Annotated in this window: 20 protein-coding genes and 2 tRNA genes; 15 read left to right on the top strand and 7 right to left on the bottom strand. The window is 66.5% G+C overall.

Translation table 11 applies throughout. The features are described from left to right. The first annotated feature begins 16 nt into the window (after positions 1-16). The 3 genes from serS to ACFPAH_RS10440 all read left to right on the top strand — a co-directional run bounded on the left by serS (position 17) and on the right by ACFPAH_RS10440 (position 2,015). Positions 17-1,315, top strand: coding sequence for a serine--tRNA ligase (gene serS / locus ACFPAH_RS10430; protein ID WP_379744428.1), 1,299 nt, complete (start codon positions 17-19; stop codon positions 1,313-1,315). Between the two features lie 108 nt (positions 1,316-1,423). Next, positions 1,424-1,513, top strand: a tRNA-Ser gene (locus tag ACFPAH_RS10435). A gap of 412 nt (positions 1,514-1,925) precedes the next feature. Then, positions 1,926-2,015 (top strand) — tRNA-Ser (locus ACFPAH_RS10440). A 494-nt stretch (positions 2,016-2,509) separates the two neighbouring features. On the opposite strand, the gene ACFPAH_RS10445 is transcribed toward ACFPAH_RS10440, so the two are convergent. Next, complete coding sequence (locus ACFPAH_RS10445) at positions 2,510-3,403, bottom strand: LysR family transcriptional regulator (protein ID WP_379744430.1); 894 nt, start codon at positions 3,401-3,403, stop codon at positions 2,510-2,512. Between the two features lie 275 nt (positions 3,404-3,678). Here ACFPAH_RS10445 and ACFPAH_RS10450 point away from each other — a divergent pair, with 275 nt between their 5' ends. Beyond that, positions 3,679-4,737, top strand: a complete 1,059-nt coding sequence (locus ACFPAH_RS10450; protein WP_379744432.1) for an NAD(P)-dependent alcohol dehydrogenase — start codon at positions 3,679-3,681, stop codon at positions 4,735-4,737. 70 nt (positions 4,738-4,807) lie between these two features. Next, the gene (locus tag ACFPAH_RS10455) at positions 4,808-6,007 is read left to right on the top strand and encodes an MFS transporter (RefSeq protein WP_379744434.1); all 1,200 of its coding nucleotides are present in this window, start codon (positions 4,808-4,810) and stop codon (positions 6,005-6,007) included. Here ACFPAH_RS10455 and ACFPAH_RS10460 read toward each other — a convergent pair. After that, a complete protein-coding gene (locus ACFPAH_RS10460) occupies positions 6,004-6,939 on the bottom strand; it encodes a methyltransferase (protein WP_379744436.1) in 936 nt (311 codons plus the stop codon). The genes ACFPAH_RS10455 and ACFPAH_RS10460 overlap by 4 nt on opposite strands. Before the next feature lie 200 nt (positions 6,940-7,139). Between ACFPAH_RS10460 and ACFPAH_RS10465 the strand changes: the two genes are divergently transcribed. The 5 genes from ACFPAH_RS10465 (at position 7,140) to ACFPAH_RS10485 (ending at position 12,236) form a co-directional block, all read left to right on the top strand. Then, positions 7,140-7,316 (top strand): hypothetical protein, encoded by a 177-nt coding sequence (locus ACFPAH_RS10465; RefSeq protein WP_379744438.1) that lies wholly within the window; start codon positions 7,140-7,142, stop codon positions 7,314-7,316. Then, the gene (locus ACFPAH_RS10470) at positions 7,313-8,179 is read left to right on the top strand and encodes a neutral zinc metallopeptidase (RefSeq protein ID WP_379744440.1); all 867 of its coding nucleotides are present in this window, start codon (positions 7,313-7,315) and stop codon (positions 8,177-8,179) included. The genes ACFPAH_RS10465 and ACFPAH_RS10470 overlap by 4 nt, the downstream gene beginning before the upstream one ends. Positions 8,180-8,378: 199 nt before the next feature. Then, entirely contained in the window at positions 8,379-9,563 is a 1,185-nt protein-coding gene (locus ACFPAH_RS10475; RefSeq protein ID WP_379744442.1) for a zinc-dependent alcohol dehydrogenase, read from the top strand. Positions 9,564-9,572: 9 nt separating this feature from the next. Continuing rightward, positions 9,573-10,265 carry a hypothetical protein gene (locus ACFPAH_RS10480; RefSeq protein WP_379744444.1) on the top strand — a complete coding sequence of 231 codons (693 nt, stop codon included), beginning with the start codon at positions 9,573-9,575 and terminating at the stop codon, positions 10,263-10,265. Between the two features lie 183 nt (positions 10,266-10,448). After that, the gene (locus tag ACFPAH_RS10485; RefSeq protein ID WP_379744446.1) at positions 10,449-12,236 is read left to right on the top strand and encodes a M4 family metallopeptidase; all 1,788 of its coding nucleotides are present in this window, start codon (positions 10,449-10,451) and stop codon (positions 12,234-12,236) included. A 98-nt stretch (positions 12,237-12,334) separates the two neighbouring features. Here the strand turns inward: ACFPAH_RS10485 and ACFPAH_RS10490 are convergent, their stop codons facing one another. Beyond that, the gene (locus ACFPAH_RS10490; RefSeq protein ID WP_379744448.1) at positions 12,335-13,030 is read right to left on the bottom strand and encodes a M23 family metallopeptidase; all 696 of its coding nucleotides are present in this window, start codon (positions 13,028-13,030) and stop codon (positions 12,335-12,337) included. A 28-nt stretch (positions 13,031-13,058) separates the two neighbouring features. Next, positions 13,059-14,066 carry a L,D-transpeptidase family protein gene (locus ACFPAH_RS10495; RefSeq protein WP_379744450.1) on the bottom strand — a complete coding sequence of 336 codons (1,008 nt, stop codon included), beginning with the start codon at positions 14,064-14,066 and terminating at the stop codon, positions 13,059-13,061. A gap of 147 nt (positions 14,067-14,213) precedes the next feature. Between ACFPAH_RS10495 and ACFPAH_RS10500 the strand changes: the two genes are divergently transcribed. Beyond that, a complete protein-coding gene (locus tag ACFPAH_RS10500) occupies positions 14,214-14,522 on the top strand; it encodes a 2Fe-2S iron-sulfur cluster-binding protein (RefSeq protein ID WP_379744452.1) in 309 nt (102 codons plus the stop codon). On the opposite strand, the gene ACFPAH_RS10505 is transcribed toward ACFPAH_RS10500, so the two are convergent. Then, a complete protein-coding gene (locus tag ACFPAH_RS10505; protein WP_379744454.1) occupies positions 14,494-15,444 on the bottom strand; it encodes an alpha/beta hydrolase in 951 nt (316 codons plus the stop codon). The genes ACFPAH_RS10500 and ACFPAH_RS10505 overlap by 29 nt on opposite strands. 150 nt (positions 15,445-15,594) lie before the next feature. Between ACFPAH_RS10505 and ACFPAH_RS10510 the strand changes: the two genes are divergently transcribed. Further along, a complete protein-coding gene (locus ACFPAH_RS10510; protein WP_379744456.1) occupies positions 15,595-15,777 on the top strand; it encodes a hypothetical protein in 183 nt (60 codons plus the stop codon). Positions 15,778-15,885: 108 nt separating this feature from the next. Continuing rightward, positions 15,886-16,065: a hypothetical protein gene (locus ACFPAH_RS10515; RefSeq protein WP_379744458.1), complete on the top strand. Its 180-nt coding sequence runs from the start codon at positions 15,886-15,888 to the stop codon at positions 16,063-16,065. Positions 16,066-16,185: 120 nt separating this feature from the next. Here the strand turns inward: ACFPAH_RS10515 and ACFPAH_RS10520 are convergent, their stop codons facing one another. After that, positions 16,186-16,392 (bottom strand): hypothetical protein, encoded by a 207-nt coding sequence (locus tag ACFPAH_RS10520; protein ID WP_379744460.1) that lies wholly within the window; start codon positions 16,390-16,392, stop codon positions 16,186-16,188. A gap of 196 nt (positions 16,393-16,588) precedes the next feature. On the opposite strand from ACFPAH_RS10520, the gene ACFPAH_RS10525 reads away from it, so the two are divergent. Beyond that, a complete protein-coding gene (locus ACFPAH_RS10525; RefSeq protein ID WP_379744462.1) occupies positions 16,589-16,726 on the top strand; it encodes a hypothetical protein in 138 nt (45 codons plus the stop codon). A gap of 101 nt (positions 16,727-16,827) precedes the next feature. Then, a complete protein-coding gene (locus tag ACFPAH_RS10530; RefSeq protein ID WP_379744464.1) occupies positions 16,828-17,199 on the top strand; it encodes a hypothetical protein in 372 nt (123 codons plus the stop codon). Positions 17,200-17,328: 129 nt separating this feature from the next. On the opposite strand, the gene ACFPAH_RS10535 is transcribed toward ACFPAH_RS10530, so the two are convergent. Beyond that, on the bottom strand, positions 17,329-17,541 hold the full coding sequence (locus ACFPAH_RS10535; protein ID WP_379744466.1) for a hypothetical protein: 213 nt from the start codon (positions 17,539-17,541) through the stop codon (positions 17,329-17,331). Positions 17,542-17,611 lie beyond the last annotated feature (70 nt).

Consider the following 17,611-nt stretch of genomic DNA (forward strand, 5'->3'; position numbering starts at 1 on the left):
ACCCGATAATCAGACAATGATAGACATCCAACTCCTCCGCAAAGACATCGACAACGTCGCCGCGCGCCTGGCAGCGCGCAAGTTCCAGCTCGACGTGGCAGGCTTCAATGCCATCGAGGCCGAGCGCAAGTCGCTCCAGACCCGCACCGAAGAGCTGCAGGGCAAGCGCAACTCGCTGTCGAAGCAGATCGGCATCCTCAAGGGCAAGGGCGAGGACACCGCGGGCGTGATGGCGGAAGTGGCGGGCCTGGGCGACGAGCTCAAGGCCAACGAAGCGGCCCTGGGCGAGGTGCAGGAAAAGATGGCGCGCTTCATGGAGGCGCTGCCGAACCTGCCGCACGAGTCGGTGCCGCAGGGTCTGGACGAAACCGGCAACGTCGAAGTGCGGAGAGTCGGCACGCCGCCGCAGTTCGATTTCGAGGTGAAGGACCACGTCGACATCGGCGAAAAGCTGGGCCTGGACTTCGATACAGCGACCAAGCTGACCGGCTCGCGCTTCTCGCTCATGAAGGGCGGCATCGCGCGCCTGCACCGCGCGCTGGCCCAGTACATGCTCGACACCCATACCGGGCAGCATGGCTATACCGAATGCTATACCCCGTACATGGTCAACGCCGATTCGCTGCGCGGCACCGGCCAGCTGCCCAAGTTCGAAGCAGACCTGTTCTCGGTCAAGAAGGGCGGCGTGGAAGGCGAGGGCGAGACCTTCTACCTGATCCCGACCTCGGAAGTGTCGCTGACGAACATCGTGCGCGACGAGATAGTGGCGCAGGGCGACTTGCCCTTGAAGATGACGGCGCACACCCCGTGCTTCCGTTCGGAGGCGGGCAGCTATGGCCGCGACACGCGCGGCATGATCCGCCAGCACCAGTTCGACAAGGTGGAACTGGTCCAGGTCGTGCATCCGGAGCAGTCGTATGCGGCGCTCGAGGAGATGGTCGGCCACGCCGAAACCATCCTGCAGGCGCTGGGCCTGCCGTACCGCGTGATGGCGCTCTGCACCGGCGACATGGGCTTCAGCGCCGCCAAGACCTATGACCTCGAAGTCTGGCTGCCGGCGCAGAACACCTACCGCGAGATTTCCTCGCTGTCGAACTGCGAAGCCTTCCAGGCGCGCCGCATGTCCGCCCGCTTCCGCAACGCCCAGAACAAGCCGGAACTGCTGCACACCCTGAACGGCTCCGGCCTGGCGGTGGGCCGCACCCTGGTCGCGGTGCTGGAGAACTACCAGCAGCTTGACGGCAGCGTCGTGATCCCGGAAGTGCTGCGCCCCTACATGGGCGGCCTGGAGCGCCTGGTTCCGGCAGCCGCCTGAGGCAGGGCAGGGGCCGCAATTTTTTCGCGCGCCCCGAATTTGCTCTTCCGTTTTTAGCGGACGCTGGCTATAATGCGTGTCTCTTGCAGCGACCGCAACACCGATTTAGGAGAGGTGGCAGAGTGGTCGAATGTACCTGACTCGAAATCAGGCGTACGTTAAATCGTACCGTGGGTTCGAATCCCACCCTCTCCGCCAGTAGTAATAAAAAAGGCTCCCTCGGGAGCCTTTTTTATTTGCTGACGGAGAGGAGCAAGGCCCTGCGGGCCTTGCGCGTGGGATTCGAAAGCCGTCGCCCTGCAGGGCGCGGCGGGCCGGCGGGACGTGGGCGAATCCCACCCTCTCCGCCAGTAGTAATAAAAAAGGCTCCCTCGGGAGCCTTTTTTATTGCGTGCGCGGAAGGAGTAAGTATGTAGGGTGTGCACTCCTGAGCACGCGGTACGGCGTCCGCTCATTGGCGTCGCGTGCTTTGCGTGGAACGCGCAAGCAAGAGGGGCAGGTATCCCGGGCGCCACTGAATAATTTACGCGCAGAACATTTTTTTCTTCCACAAACGGGCAGACAGTCGCTATAATGCGGCCTCGCTTACAGCGACCGCAACACCGATTCAGGAGAGGTGGCAGAGTGGTCGAATGTACCTGACTCGAAATCAGGCGTACGTTAAATCGTACCGTGGGTTCGAATCCCACCCTCTCCGCCAGTAGTAATAAAAAAGGCTCCCACCGGGAGCCTTTTTTATTGCGTACGCGGAAGGAGCAAGCCCCTGAGGGGCTAGCGTGTAGGATTCGAAGACTGGCGCATGCTTGCGCCAGGGCGGCCTGCAGGATGTAGGCGAATCCCACCCTCTCCGCCAGTAGTAATAAAAAAGGCTCCCACCGGGAGCCTTTTTTATTGCGTACGCGGAAGGAGCAAGCCCCTGAGGGGCTTGCGTGTAGGATTCGAAGACTGGCGCATGCTTGCGCCAGGGCGGCCTGCAGGATGTAGGCGAATCCCACCCTCTCCGCCAGTAGTAATAAAAAAGGCTCCCACCGGGAGCCTTTTTTATTTACTGGTTCACTTGCAGGCGTGCGCGTCAAATTATTGCGCGGCAGAGCATCGGCTGCTTGAACGCGTGGGCGGCATTGCGGCAAGCGGTGTGCTCATTGTTCGGGTGTAGCCGACCACCCTACGCCCCTTTGTCGACGGGCCGCGCCGTCAGCCCTGGTGCCGGATCGCGTCGATCACCAGGCCCAGCGCCCGCGAGGAGTGGCGCCGGCTCGGGTAGTAGGCGTGCAGGCCGGGGAAGGCCGGGCACCACTCTTCCATGACGCTGAGCAGCCGCCCTGCGCGGATGTGGGGATCGACCAGGCTGTCGGGCAGGAAGCCCAGCCCGCAACCGCCGAGCGCGGCGGCCAGGATGTGGTAGGCGTTGGTGAAGACCGCCTGGCCGCGCACGCGCGCTTCGACGGCCTGTCCCTCGTGCTGCAGTTCCCAGGCGTACAGGCCGCCGCTGCTGGCCAGGCGCAGGTTGATGCAGTTGTGTTTCATGAGGTCCTGCAGCGTTGCCGGCCTGGGCCGGTGCGCGAAATAAGCCGGGGAGGCGACGATGCGCATGGCGACGTCGGTGGTGAGGCGAACGGCGATCATGTCCTTCTCGACCTGGTCGCCGTAGCGCACGCCGATGTCGTAGCGTTCGGCCGCGATGTCGACCAGGCGGTAGTCGGAACTGATCTCGACGTGCAGGTCGGGATACTGGGGCAGCAGCGGCGCGATGCGCGGCCACAGGACGGTGTCGATCACGTGGTCGATCGCCGTGATGCGGACCGTGCCGGCCGGTTTGCCGCCCAGGTCGCTGATGGCGGCGATCTCGGCTTCGATTTCTTCCAGGCGCGGCGCCACGTTCTGCAGCAGGCGCTCGCCGGCTTCGGTCGGGGAGACGCTGCGCGTGGTGCGCGTGAGCAGGCGCACGCCGAGCCGGCCCTCGAGCGAGCGGATGATGTGGCTGAGCGCCGATTGGGTCATGCCCAGCTTGCCCGCGGCGCGCGTGAAGCTGCGTTCGCGGGCGACGGCGAGGAAGACGAGGATATCGTTGAGGTTATCTCTGGCCATCGGGCGGGTCCTGGTCGGGTGGTTCATGAATCCTGCAGCAGAATCAAGCGCTTGACTCATGAGAGGCGCTCATGAGCCTACGCGAGGAATCAGTGATTTGCAATATGAATTCCGCCATGGATTCATGACGCTGGCTCATAAGGTCATCCAATATCCGGCGCGGCTGCGATCGGCCTTTGCCGCTATCATGCTAGTCCATCTGATTTGCATAGACCGCCAGAGCGGCCGGAGCGATCCCGGCCGTTTTCAATTCAAGCAACACGAAAGGATTTCCCATGACCGTCAAAGCCTACGGCGCCGACGCCGCCGACCAGCCCCTGGAACCGATGGACATCACGCGCCGCGCGCCGGGTCCGCATGACGTCCAGATCGACATCGCCTTTTGCGGCGTCTGCCACTCCGACCTGCACCAGGTGCGCGGCGAGTGGGCCGGCACCCAGTATCCCTGCGTTCCCGGCCACGAGATCGTCGGCCGCGTCTCCGCGGTCGGCGCGCATGTGTCGCGCCACCGGGTGGGCGACCTGGTCGGCGTCGGCTGCATCGTCGACAGCTGCCAGGGCTGCGCCGATTGCGAGGAGGGCCTCGAGAACTACTGCGACAGCATGACCGGCACCTACAACAGCCCGACCCCGGACGCCCCCGGCCATACCCTGGGCGGCTATTCCGAGCAGATCGTCGTGCACGAGCGCTACGTGCTGCGCGTCACCCATCCGCAGGAGCAGCTGGCCGCCGTCGCGCCGCTGCTGTGCGCCGGCATCACGACGTATTCGCCGCTGCGCCACTGGGGCGCTGGTCCGGGCAAGCGGGTCGGCATCGTCGGCATCGGCGGGCTCGGCCACATGGGCATCAAGCTGGCGCGGGCGATGGGCGCGCACGTGGTCGCCTTCACCACCTCGGAATCGAAGCGGCGCGATGCCGAGGCGCTGGGCGCCCACGAAGTCGTCGTGTCGAAGGACCCGGACGCCATGGCTGCCCACGCCAAAAGCCTCGACCTGATCGTCAACACGGTCGCCGCGCCGCACAACCTGGACGCGTTCACCGCGCTGCTCAAGCGCGACGGCACGATGGTGCTGGTCGGCGCGCCGGCCACCCCGCACCCCTCGCCCGAGGTCTTCAACCTGATCGGCAAGCGGCGCGCGATCGCCGGCTCGATGATCGGCGGCATTCCGGAAACCCAGGAAATGCTCGACTTCTGCGCCCAGCACGGCATCGTCGCCGACATCGAGATGATCCGCGCCGACGGCATCAACGAGGCCTACGAACGCATGCTCAAGGGCGACGTGAAATACCGCTTCGTGATCGACAATACGACCCTCGCGACCCTCGCCGCCTGATTCCCCGCCTGGTTCCCCCTCGGGCACCGCCGCCGGCCGGCGCGCCGGCGGCGCACGAAAGACTTTTTCAATGAAACTCGCACACCCTCCGGCGCCGCAGGCGGCCCAGCCGGACGCAGTCTGGGGCGCCGTCTGCGCGCTGGCCCTCGGCGCCTTCGTCCTGGTCGCCTCCGAATTCATGCCGGTCAGCCTGCTGACGCCGATCGCCACGGAACTGGCCATCAGCGAAGGGCAGGCCGGGCAATCGATCGGCATCTCCGGCGCCTTCGCCCTGTTCACCAGCCTGCTGATTCCCATTCTCGCCGGCCGGCTCGACCGCAAGACCCTGCTGCTCGGGCTGACCCTGCTGATGATCGCCTCGAGCACGCTGTCCGCGTTCGCACCGAACTACTTCCTGTTCATGGCCGGGCGCGCCCTGATCGGCGTGGCGATCGGCGGCTTCTGGTCGATGTCGGCTGCCACCGCGATGCGCCTGGTGCCGATCCACCAGGTACCGCGCGCGCTGGCCATCGTGAACGGCGGCAACGCCCTGGCCACCGTGGTGGCCGCGCCTTTGGGGAGCTTCCTGGGCGGCATCGTCGGCTGGCGCGGCGCCTTCTTCTGCATGGTGCCGATTGCCGCGCTGGCCTTCGCCTGGAAGCTGCTGAGCCTGCCGTCCATGCCTGCCGTGCCGGGCAAGCGCGCCGGCAATCCCTTCCGCCTGTTGCGGCGGCCGGTGGTGGCCTACGGCATGGCCGCGACCGGCTTCTTCTTCATGGGACAGTTCGCGCTGTTTACCTATCTGCGGCCCTTCCTCGAGCGGGTCACCGGGGTCGATGTCGCCACCCTGTCGCTGCTGCTGCTCGTCAATGGCCTGGCGGGCTTTGCCGGGACGGTCTTCATCGGCCGCTTCCTGAAAGAGGGCCTGTACCGGACGCTGATCGTGATCCCGGCCGTGATGGCCGTCATTGCGCTGGCCTTCATCGCCTTCGGCGGCTCGCTGGCCGCCACCACGGTGCTGCTCGCCGTGTGGGGCCTGATCGGCACCGCGGCGCCGGTCGGCTGGTGGACCTGGCTGGCGAAAACCCTGCCGCACGATGCCGAGGCCGGCGGCGGGCTGGTGGTGGCGGTGGTGCAGCTGGCGATCATGGTCGGCGCGACCGGCGGCGGCATGCTGTTCGACGCCGGCGGGCACCAGGCCAGCTTCAGCCTGGGCGCCGTGCTGCTGGTGCTCGCTGCCATGCTGGCGGCGCTGGCGATGCGCGCCGCCGCGGCCGAGCAGCGGCGCTAGCGTTTGGTGGCGTGCAGCCAGACGGCCGCGATCCGCTCGACCTCCTCGTAGCCCTCGCAGTCGAGCTGGCCGCCGAAGATGTCGGGATCGAGCTCCTCGTAGGACCAGCGGCTGCAGGCCGCGTCCAGCCTGGGGCGGATCGTGTCCAGGAACTCGTCGCGGCCGTCGACGATGGCGATGCCCGTGTACAGGAGCAGGGCCCCGCCCGGGTCCAGGCGCTCGAGCGCCGCCTCGACGATGGCCAGCGAGAGCCCGGCCCCGCGCATCTCGCCGCCGTGGCGGTAGCGCAGCTGGTCGGGGTCGAGGATGTAGGGGGGATTCGACATGACCAGGTCGAAGCCGCCTTCGATGCCTTTCAACAGGTCGCTGTGGCGCAGCTCGACGTTCGCGCTGCCCGCCAGGCGCGCGTTGACGCCGGCCAGCGCCAGCGCGCGCTCGTTGATGTCGGCCGCGATCGACACCGCACTCGGAAAGCGCGCCGCCGCTTCGATCGCGCCCGGCCCGCCGCCGGCGCCGATGTCGACCGCCCGGCGCGGCGGCGCCAGCCCCTCCATGGCGCGCCTGGCCGCCGCGATATAGCGGTAGGTGTCGGGGCCGAAGAAGACGGCGTCGTCGTCCCGGGTCGGAAAGGCCGAGTGGAAGTACAGGCGCTCGCCGATGCTCGACGCGCGCACGGTGGCGCGCAAGGCCCCGTCTTTCTCCTCGAGCACGCCGGCGCGGCGCATCAGCGCCAGGATGTCGGGCGCCAGCGTGTTCTCGCGGAACGGCCTGCTCCAGCCGAATACGCCGCGCAGGTCGCCGGCCCAGGCATTGCCTTCGCGGCCATTCACGCGGCGGTGGGTGGCCGGGGTCACGGTGATGAATCGGTAGCCTGCGCGCTGCAGGGCCTGGCCCAGGGCGAGCAGGGCGTCGGGGTCGATGGTGGCGGTCATCCGTCCAGCATGCGATATCGCGCGGGCGGCCTCTGTTCGCTGGCGTACGAAGCGCCGCAGGACTGTCGCGTACTTATTTACCTGACAAGCTTCTTATGTGAATGTCCGAACATACCGCCTGCTACTGCGCGTCCATACTGGCAACAACGCCAGGGCCGGCCAGGGTGCCGGCGCAGCGACCAAAACAGCCAAGGATAATCATGAAGCCATTGCTCCCGGATCAGGAACACCAGCGCGTGGACCGCGAGGTCGAACGCGAACGGCATGAACGCACGCTCAACGACGAGGCCCGCTCCGGCCTGGCCCTCGACGACGAATTCCGCCTGAAGGACGCGCGCGAAAGCATGAACTCGGCACAGCTGCGGAGGTCGCGATGAAGTGGGAAGGCGACCGCGAGAGCAGCAACGTCGAGGACCGCCGCGGCGGCGGTGGCGGCTTTGGCATCGGCGGCAAGTCGGTGGGGCTGGGCACGATCGCGATCGCCCTGGTCGCTTCGCTGTTCTTCGGCGTCGACCCCGGCACCGTGATCGGCATGATGGGCGGCGGCGGGCCGGCGCCCCAGGTGCAGCAGCCGGGGCCGGACGCGGCGCCCGCCAACGACCCGCAAACCCGCTTCGTGCGCACCGTGCTGGCCTATACCGAGGATGCCTGGACGCCCCTGTTCGCGGCCCAGGGCGCACGCTACCAGGCGCCCAGGCTGGTGCTGTTCGAAGGGCGCGTTCCCACCGCCTGCGGCACGGGCAGCAGCGCCAGCGGCCCCTTCTATTGTCCGGGCGACAGCAAGGTCTACATCGACCTGAGCTTCTTCCGCCTCATGGAGCAGCGCTTCAACGTCGGCGGCGAGTTCGCGCAAGCCTATGTGATCGCGCACGAGGTCGGTCACCACGTGCAGAACCTGACCGGCATCTCCGACAAGGTCCAGCAGGCGCAGCGCGCGATGTCCGAAACCCAGGGCAATGCGCTCTCGGTACGGCTGGAGCTGCAGGCCGACTGTTTCGCCGGCGTCTGGGCCTATCACACGCAAAAGAAGGAAGCCTTCCTCGAGACCGGCGACATCGAGCAGGCACTGGCGACGGCAACGGCGATCGGCGACGACGCGATCCAGCGCCGCTCGCAGGGCACCGTGGTGCCGGATTCCTTCACCCACGGCAGCTCGGCCCAGCGGGTGCGCTGGTTCAAGCGCGGCTTCGAGACGGGCGAGGTCGAGCAGTGCAATACCTTCGAGGCGCGCCAGCTGTAATCAGGCGAGTCCAACCTCGATGCCACGGGGAAGTTTCGCTTTCCTGTGGCGAACAGTTGCTAAAGTTCGTGTAAATCCGGTTAAAAAACCTGCGTTCGTTTCCGTGCGCATATCGTAATTAGTAGCGTTTTGACATAAGTTTAGAACTCATGCGTCCGCATTCGATACCGGACAAGCAGAAACTTTCGAGGAGGAATTTATGCTGGCAATGAACTACCGGGGGCCCTACCGTGTGCGCGCCCAACACAAGTCCGATCCCGTCATCGAGCATCCAGGCGACGCCATCATCCGTGTCACGCGCTCGTGCATTTGCGGGTCCGACCTGCACCTGTACCACGGCATGGTTCCCGATACCCGCGTCGGCCACACCTTCGGCCACGAATTCATCGGCATCGTCGAGGATGTCGGGCCGATGGTGACGACGCTGGAGGTGGGCGACCGCGTGCTGGTGCCGTTCAACATTTTCTGCGGCTCCTGCTTCTTCTGCCAGAAAGAACTCTACGGTAATTGCCATAACGTGAACGCGGCGGCGACCGCCGTCGGCGCCATCTACGGCTATTCGCACACGGCCGGCGGCTACGACGGCGGACAGGCCGAATACGTGCGCATCCCGATGGCCGACGTCGCCCCGATCAAGATTCCGGACGACATCCACGACGACGACGCCGTGCTGCTCACCGATGCGCTGCCGACCGGCTACCAGGCGGCCGAGATGGGCGACATCAAGGAAGGCGACACGGTGGTCGTGTTCGGCGCCGGACCGGTCGGCATCTTCGCCGCCAAGTCGGCCTGGCTGTTCGGCGCCGGGCGCGTGATCGTGGTCGACGAGGTCGAATACCGCCTCGAGTTCGTCAAGAACTACGCCCAGTGCGAAGTGGTCAACTTCAAGGACGTGCAGGACATGGCGATCCACATCAAGAAGATGACCGATGGCCTGGGCGCCGACGTCTGCATCGACGCGGTCGGCTGCGACGCCGCCGGCAGCACCCTGCAAACCATCACCGGCCGCCTCATGAAGGCGCAGTCCGGTTCGGCCATCGTGCTGCACTGGTGCATCAACTCGGTGCGCAAGGGCGGCAACGTGTCGATCGTCGGCGTCTACGGCCCGACCTTCAATGCCGTGCCGATCGGGAATGCCATGAACAAGGGCATCACGATGCGCATGAACCAGGCCAGCGTCAAGCGCCACCTGCCGCGCCTGATCGAGCACATCCGTGCCGGCCACATCGACCCCAAGCAGATCATCACGCACCGCATTCCGCTGGAAGAAGTGGCGGATGCCTATCACCTCTTCTCGAGCAAGCTCGACAACTGCATAAAACCGATCCTGATCCCGCCACGCGCCCACGAAGTGCGCGCCGTCGCGGCCAGTGTCACGCCATAAGGAGGACGCATGGAAAGCCGAACCGCCATGACCACGCACGCACATCCAAACGAAGCCAGCCTCGACCGGCTGGGCCACGACCATACCCATGACCACGAGCATGGCTACCGCCACCCGGTGCAGCCCGAGGCGAAGCAGACCCGCCGCACGCGCGAGCAGCTGACGCACATCAAGGGCTGGGGCGCCGATCTCGACCACAAGAACCGTCCGGCAGTGCCGATGGAACGCACGCCGCCGCGCTACACGCCGGCCAACATGCCTACGCCACCGGCCCAGGAGCAGCACGTCGAAGTGCTGGTGTCGAACGAGCGCCCCGGCATTACCCAGCTGCATGGAACGGTCCAGCCACCCTCGGGCCTGTCGGGCATGCTGCGCCGCGCCGCCTTCAAGTACTCCGAGAACGACCTGCGCCACTGGCTGATCCTGCTCGGCGCCGACCGCATCAACGTGGTCGAGGGCGTGGTCGAGGACATCTCCCATGGCCATGTGCCCAACATCCTGGCAGAAATGGGTATCAAGGCCGAGTGGCAGCACAACAAGGCCGGGCTGGCGAAAAAGCTGGCGATTGCCGGCGTGCTGGCCGGGGCCGCGTATTACCTGATGAAGCGGAACGATCGCGACGACGGCCGCGACGATGACCGCGGCGACAATCGTAACGAGCGCTATGCGCGTTACGACCATCGCTACGACGACCGCTACTGAAGCACGCCTTCACCGTCGGGCATCCGCCCGCCGGCACTGTGGCCCCGCCGCTGCGTCTCGACGCGCCGGCGGGGCTTCTTGCGTTTAAGCAATTACTGTTTTTGAGGCTCGTCCACACTTCGAAGAGGCCCACCGTAATTTTGCGGTTGGGAAACTCCCTGGCTACCTTCGAATGGAGACGAGATGAAGCTTCGCACCCGCCTGCTGGCCGCGCCCCTTGGCGTCCTGATTGCAAGCTATTGCGCCGGTGCCGGCGCCGCGCCGATGATGAGCGCACCCAAGCTGCCGTCGCCCGAGGCCAGGGCGGCCCTGGTGTCGAAGCTCGCCCAGGCCCGCGTCGCGCGCGGGCTCGATCACAACCACGGCTTCACGGTGGCCCTCCAGCATCCGGGCATGCAGGGCACGCAGGTGGTGCGCGCCGCCCACACCTACAAGGGCTTGCGGGTGTTCGGTTCGGAATCGGTGGTGGTGCTCGACGCCTCCGGCGCGATCGTCTCCGAGGCCGCCTCCGACCGCCGCCTGCACCTCGGGCGCGGTCCTGCCAACCGGCTCGGCGCGGCGACCGCCGATTTCAGCGTGCGACCCGCGCTGCCGCCGAAAGCCGCCATCGACACCGCGGTCGCGGCGACCGGGGCCGGCGCCACCCACATCAAGCCGCCCAGCGTCGAACTGCTGATTTATCCGGTGATGAAGATGGAGCGCGTGGCGGGCGCCGAAGCCAAGCTCGAGGCCGAACTGAATGCGCTCGACGTGCAGGAAGTGGTGGACCATTACGAGCTGGCCTACCTGGTGCGCACCCGCATGCAGCGCGCCGACCGGCCGCTCTACCACGACACCATCGTCAGCGCGAAGGACGGCCGCGTGATCGACCGCTGGGACGCCCTGCAGACCGTGATCGGGGTCGGCAAGAGCCAGTACAACGGCGAGGTGCCGATCAGCACCACCGAGGCCAACGGCAGCTTCCAGATGCTCGATCCCGAGCGCGGCACCGGCGGCACCTTCGGCGCGATGGCGATCACCAACGCCAACGGCACCAGCAGCGCCGGCAAGATGTACACCCACACCAGCAACACCTGGGGCGACGGCAAACAGTACGTGCGCGGCGGCAGCACAACGGACGCGAACGGCCAGACCGCGGCCGTGAACGCCATGTGGGGCCTGATGAACACCTACGACGCCATGAAGAACGTGCTCGGCTGGCAATCGCTCGACGGGCACAACACGGCCACCTACATCGCCGTGCACGTCAATACCGCCTACGACAACGCCTATTACAGCGACACCTGCCGCTGCATGTTCATCGGCGACGGCAACAGCTTCACCAGCCTGGGCTCGATCGACGTCATCGGCCACGAGATGGGCCACGGCGTCACGGCCGCCACCTCCGACCTGATCTATTCGGGCGAGTCGGGCGGGCTCAACGAGTCGAGTTCCGACATCAAGGGGGAAGTGGTCGAGGCCTATGCGCGGGCCGGCGGCAAGGGCGAACTCGTCCCGCCGAGCGGCAACGACTGGATGCTCGGCACCGAGATCAGCCCCGCAGGCAAGCCGCTGCGCTGGATGTACCGGCCCAGCAAGGACGGCAACAGCCCGGACGCCTGGAGCACCTCGCTCAAGCGCCTCGACGTCCACTACAGCAGCGGCCCGAACAACCGGATGTTCTATTTCCTGGCGCAGGGCTCGAAGGCGGACAAGGAGGGCGACTACTACAGCAAATACCTGGTCGCGTCGCCCCAGGCGATGACGGGCATCGGCCTCGACAAGGCTTTCCGCATCTGGTTCAAGGCGAACACCACCAAGTTCACCTCCAGCACCAATTACGCCGAGGCGCGCGCGAAGATGATCGAATCGGCGCAGGAATTGTATGGCGCCGCCAGCCGCGAAGCGATTGCCGTGCAGCGTGCGTATGCGGCGATCAATGTCGGCGCCGATGTGGACGAACCGGCAGCCGAGACGAACGCCGCCTTGTAACCGTAGGGTGGGCGCGGCCTTGCCCTGGCGGCGGCCAGGTCACTGCTGCTTGAACGCGTGGACGGGGAACCCGTCCACCCTACCTGACACTTGCCTGATCAATCCCCCAGCAACGGATACGGATTGACCGGCGTCCCTTTCCACCACTGCTTCTCGGGCGTCAGCGCGAACACCGCGAAATGCAGGTGCGGCGCGTTCGGGTCGGCGTTGCCGCTTGCGCCCACATACCCGAGCAGGTCGCCGCGCTTGAGCTGCATGCCTTCCTTGATGCCGTCGGCGTAGCGGTCGAGGTGGGCGTAGTAATACGCGTATTGCTCGGCTGGATCGAACTGGTACAAGGTCATGCCGCCGGCCTTGCTGTTGAACAGCTTGACGACCTTGCCGTCGCCGGCGGCGCGCACCGGGGTGCCTGTCGGCGCCATGATGTCGAGCGCTTCATGGTGGCGTTCCTGCCCGCGCGGCTGGTCGAAGGTGTCGGTCAGGGCGCCATAGGCGACGCCCTCGACGGGCACCAGCAGCTTGGCCGGCATGCCGCCCGCGGCCGTCAGTTCCGGCGCGGCCGCGCCGGCGGCGCCCGCCGCAGGCCGGATCGGCAGCTCGGCGTCGCCCAGCTCGGCCGGCATGGCGTTCGCAGCGGCCGCCTGTGGCGCAGGCGGCGCTGCTGCTGCCGCTGGCGCGCCGGCGCTCGCTTCGGTGACGATCGGATCGGGCGCGTCAGCGATCTCGCGCAGATAGACGAACAAACCGGCGGCGCCGACCACCACGCCGAGCAGGAACGTAACCAGCCATTTCATCGAAGCCTCCCTGGGTTAAACAAGCAAATTATTTCTCCAGCACGACCTGGGTCCCGGCCGCCACCGCGCCCGCCACGGCGGCGGCGCTCCAGTTGGTCAGGCGGATGCAGCCGTGCGATTCGGTCTTGCCGATGAACTTGGGCACCGGCGTGCCGTGGATGCCGTAGTGCGGCTTGGACAGGTCGATCCAGACCACGCCCACCGGGTTGTTCGGGCCGGGGGCAACCTTGGCTTTCTTGTCGCCCGGCTCGGCATCCCAGAACAGTTTCGGGTTGTAGTGGTAGGTCGGGTTCGGGTGCACGCCCTCGATCTTCCAGGTGCCGATCGGCAGCGGATCGTACTGGCTGCCGGTCGAGGCCGGATATTGCGCGATCAGGCGGTCCGACGCGTCGAACAGCATCAGCACCTTGCGGCTGTCGCTGACCACGACCTTGCTCGCCGCCGGCAGCGGCGCGCCGCCATGCACGCTCGGCACGACGATCTGCTCGCCGGCGCGGCTGAAGTCCTTGCCGGGGTTGAGGCGCTGGAGCAGGGCGGGGCTGGCGTGGAATTTTTCGCCCAGGCCCTCGAGCGGATTGGCATAGCCGAGCTTTTCCAGCTTGGCCTTTTCCATCATGTCTTCCGGGACGTCATGGAAGGGACCGGCGACGTCTTCCTCGGCGATCGTGTAATTGACGAGGGTGGCGGTGGTGTCCTGGTTCAGGGCGTTCCAGGTCGCCTCGTCGAGCTTGCCGGTGGCCGGCAGGTCGCGCGATTTCTGGAAGGCCGACAAGGCCTGGCGCATGTTCGAGCCGTAGGCGCCGTCGATCTCGCCAGGCGAAAAATGCATCCGGTCGAGCAGGACCTGGGCGCGCAGCAGGCGCTCGAATTCGGCGCGCTTGCGCGTGGCCGGATCGTGTGCCGCGGCCTGGGCCGGCAAGGCCTGGCCGGCCTGGGGCGCTGCCTGCGTGGCCGGCTGGGGCGCTTGCGCGGCGGCGGGCAAGGAAAGGGCGCCTGCAAGAGCGGCGACGACGACGGGGGCGACGATTTTTTTCATGGGGCACCTGCAATGCTGACTTAAGGAAACTCCAGCCTAGGCTTGCCGCACTCATCGGTCTGTGCGGGAACGTACCCAGGCATCCGGGGCCGGCGCCGCGCCAATCGGCACACCCGTCGACACATCAACCAGCGCTACAATCCGTGCATGAGCGAACCTGCCACCACTCCTCCTCACCCCTTTGTCATCACGCTCGCGCCGCTCGGCTGCAGCTTCCCGGCGCAGGGCACGACCGTGCTCGCGGCTGCCGAGGCGGCCGGCTTCACGCTCCCCAATTCCTGCCGCAACGGCACCTGCCGCACCTGCCTGTGCCGTCTCGACAGCGGCAGCGTGCGCTACCTGGTCGAATGGCCGGGCCTGTCGATCGAGGAAAAGCGCGATCGCTACCTGCTGCCCTGCGTTGCCGTGCCGACCACCGACCTGGTGCTCAACGCGCCGCTGGCGCGGCGTCCTTGATCGGTGCCGGCCGGGCCGTCGCGGCCAGCGCGCGTTCGATGGCGGCGGCCACCAGCGGCCAGGAAGGCGAACTTGCCGCCACCTCGTCGTAATGGCTGGCGCCGGGCAGGATCACCACGTCGGCGCGGTCGCCGGCTGCGCGCGCCCGCGCCGCGTAGTCGTGCGCCACGCGCGGCGGCGAAATCGTGTCGAGCTCGCCCGTCACGAGGATCGTGTGGCTGCCGTTGGGCAGCAGTTCGGCGGCATTCGTGTCGACGTAGACGTCCGGCCGCTCGCGGCTCGGCTCGCCGGCAAGCTCGGGCGTGTCGCGCCCGCAGTTCGCCTTGATCAGTTCGCGTTCGCGGCGCAGGTCGGCCAGGCCGCCCAGGCTGACGACGGCGCGCACCGGCAACATCTTGCTGCGGTGGAGCGGGCTGCTGGCGGGAATGCGGCTGCGGCCCGCAATCCACTGCACCAGCTGGCCGCCCGCCGAATGGCCGACCGCCACCACCCGTTCCAGGTCGAGCCTGGCGCTGCCGGGCCGGGCGGCCAGGGCGGCCAGGGCATCGAGCGCGGCATGCATGTCCTGGTACATGCCGGGATAGCCGCCGCCGGGTTCGTCGACGCGCCGGTATTCCACGTTCCAGACGGCGATGCCGCGTTCGCGCAAGGCGCCGGCCATGTTGCGCAGCTGGGCGATGCCGCCGAATTGTTCGGTCCAGCAGCCGCCATGCACGAGCACCGCGACCGGGAACGGCCCGGTACCCTCGGGAACGAAGAGCTCGGCATATTGCGAAGGGGCAGGACCATAGGCGATGCGCGCGGAAGGGGCGGGGCCGGTCAGGGCCATGTAGTCGGCAAGTTTCATCGGTGCGAAGGCAAGGGCGGAGAGTGGGGCCGACAGCAGGGCCGGCAGCAGGATGGACAGCAGGGAGGTTGACAAAAGCGGACGGGTTCTCATGGTGTGCTCGGGAGCGGAAAGCTTGAACTATACGCAAGTTTGCCTGATGCGCACGATTGAAAACCTTGGCGGTTCTTCCATGCTAGGCTGCGCCAAACGTTACTGTTTTCATCTACCACGGGAGGAATCACCATGAACGAATCGAAAGCGAACGACACCCAGAGCAAGCAATCCGAGGCCCACATGTCGGAAGAGGAGATGGCGAAGAAGCGCGCCGGCGAGCAGGACAAGAGCAGCCATGATGCCAAGTCGCGCGTGCGCGCCGGCACCGGCGAAGGCGCCGGCGGCGGCGCCAAGCAGAAGCAGAACCACTGAAACAGGCGCCGGGGGCGGCTTGCCCGGCCGCCGGCGCTGCGTTGAACGATCCCCGGGTTGCGCGGTCTCACGGCTGTGCGTCCGGGCCCGCACTGAGGAGAAATGTTGATGATGGATACGACCGATCCGCGTGGCGGCGAACCCTCCGGCGCGCTGCATGCCCATTCGACGCCGGACCCGGAACCGGCGCCGCCGCAACCGATTCCGGTGCCGGACGACGTGCCCGATCCGATGCATGCGCCGGTCGAAGAGCCGAAACTGCCCGAGCCGCCGATCCGGGCGCACTGAGTCCTTGCGGGGCCAGCCTGGCCCCGGCCACGCGCGGCGCCAGTGCCCGTCGGCCTGCCGCCGCCTGCCGTTATCCCCTTCCTGTCACGACACTGCCGCACCCGGCGGCAGCGCCCTGCGTCACGGTTTCGCCTGCCCCTGGTCGTGGCTCTTGTGGTGTGGTGCGCCGTGCTCGCGCGCGCTGCCGGGCTGAAGCGGCGGAATCTCCCTGATCATGTCTTCGGTTTCCTGCTGGGCCGGCGTCTTTTCGCCGCTGCCGATATCGCCTTCGTCGAGGAAGGGACGGCCGGATGCGGCAGGGTCGGCAGAGTGTTTCGGGTGTGTCATGGTGCGCTCCAGTGCTAGTCAAGGTCGGGAACATCCTAACAGCCGCCACTCGGCACCGGCGCGCAGTACGAGGGTGTTGCGTCGTTGCCTAATCACACACAAAGTTACAATTATGTTCGGTGTCGAACAGTGTCGAAGTGTGATTTTTTTTATAATATCCGTTCATGGTCTTGTTGATTGATTGACGGAGAAACAGATGGGCAATTCGCTGTATAACAAAATTTACCTGGGCCGGAACACCGGCTTTGCTTCGCGCCGCTTCCAGGGCGTGCTGGCCGTGGGCGGCATCGTCGCCGCAGGCCTGTTGTGGATTGCCCTGCGCAGCGTGCGCTAAGGCGCGGGGCCCGGGCAGCGGGTCCGGGCTTCTCATCCATTAGTTGCCGCAGGGCGTCGCGCCGGTTACCATGACGGCCGCATACGAACCAGAAAGCGGCAATGAAGAACGAAAAACTGACGACAGACGAATATAACGCGCTCGAGTTCATCCGGCGCGGCGCGCGCACCGACCGGGTCAATGCCTGCGTCGGACGCAACGCCAAGCGCCTGTCGGGCCTGAAGATGATTTCCTATGGCCGCGACGGTCGGGTCGACCTGACGGAAAAGGGCCAGCAGGTCCTGTTCCTGCGCGCCTGCGTCGAGGCGCTGACGGCGCTGGAGGCGGATCCGGCGGCATCGGTGCCGGGTGACGTCGCCCAGTTCCTGATCCGCAAGTCGCATATTGCGCAGCGTGAGGACGGCAGCTTCGAGGTCACCGCCAGGGGCCGCGAATCGCTGGCGGACATCCGGGCGCAAGAGCCGCGCAAATGATGGTTCCGGGGCGCCGCCTGCGGCGCCCGCAGTAGGCAGGCCGCCGGCGGCCGCAAAGCAAAACGCCGACGCGAAGGGCGTCGGCGTTTGCGTGTGCGCATGGATGGCTGGCGTGTCATCCCGGCCTGGCTAATAACGCCGGCGGCGTTGCGGATAGACGAGGGTGCGCACGGCGATTTCGGCCGGGACGTTCATCGCCGCCAAAAACTCTGCCGCGCGTTGCAGGCCCAGCGTCGGAACCGAGGCTACCGCCTGGTTGACCAGGTCGCGGGTGCGCAGGTCGGTCCTCACCACACGTGCCTGCGCTCCCTGCGCCGGCCGTGCATTCACTTCTTCCATCATCGTTTCCCGAAATTGCAATAGAGACACGCCTATTGTAGAGCAACGATATGAAAATTGCCACATCTCAATA

The sequence above is a fragment of the Massilia sp. GCM10023247 genome, assembly GCF_042653325.1.
Taxonomy (GTDB): Bacteria; Pseudomonadota; Gammaproteobacteria; order Burkholderiales; family Burkholderiaceae_D; genus Telluria.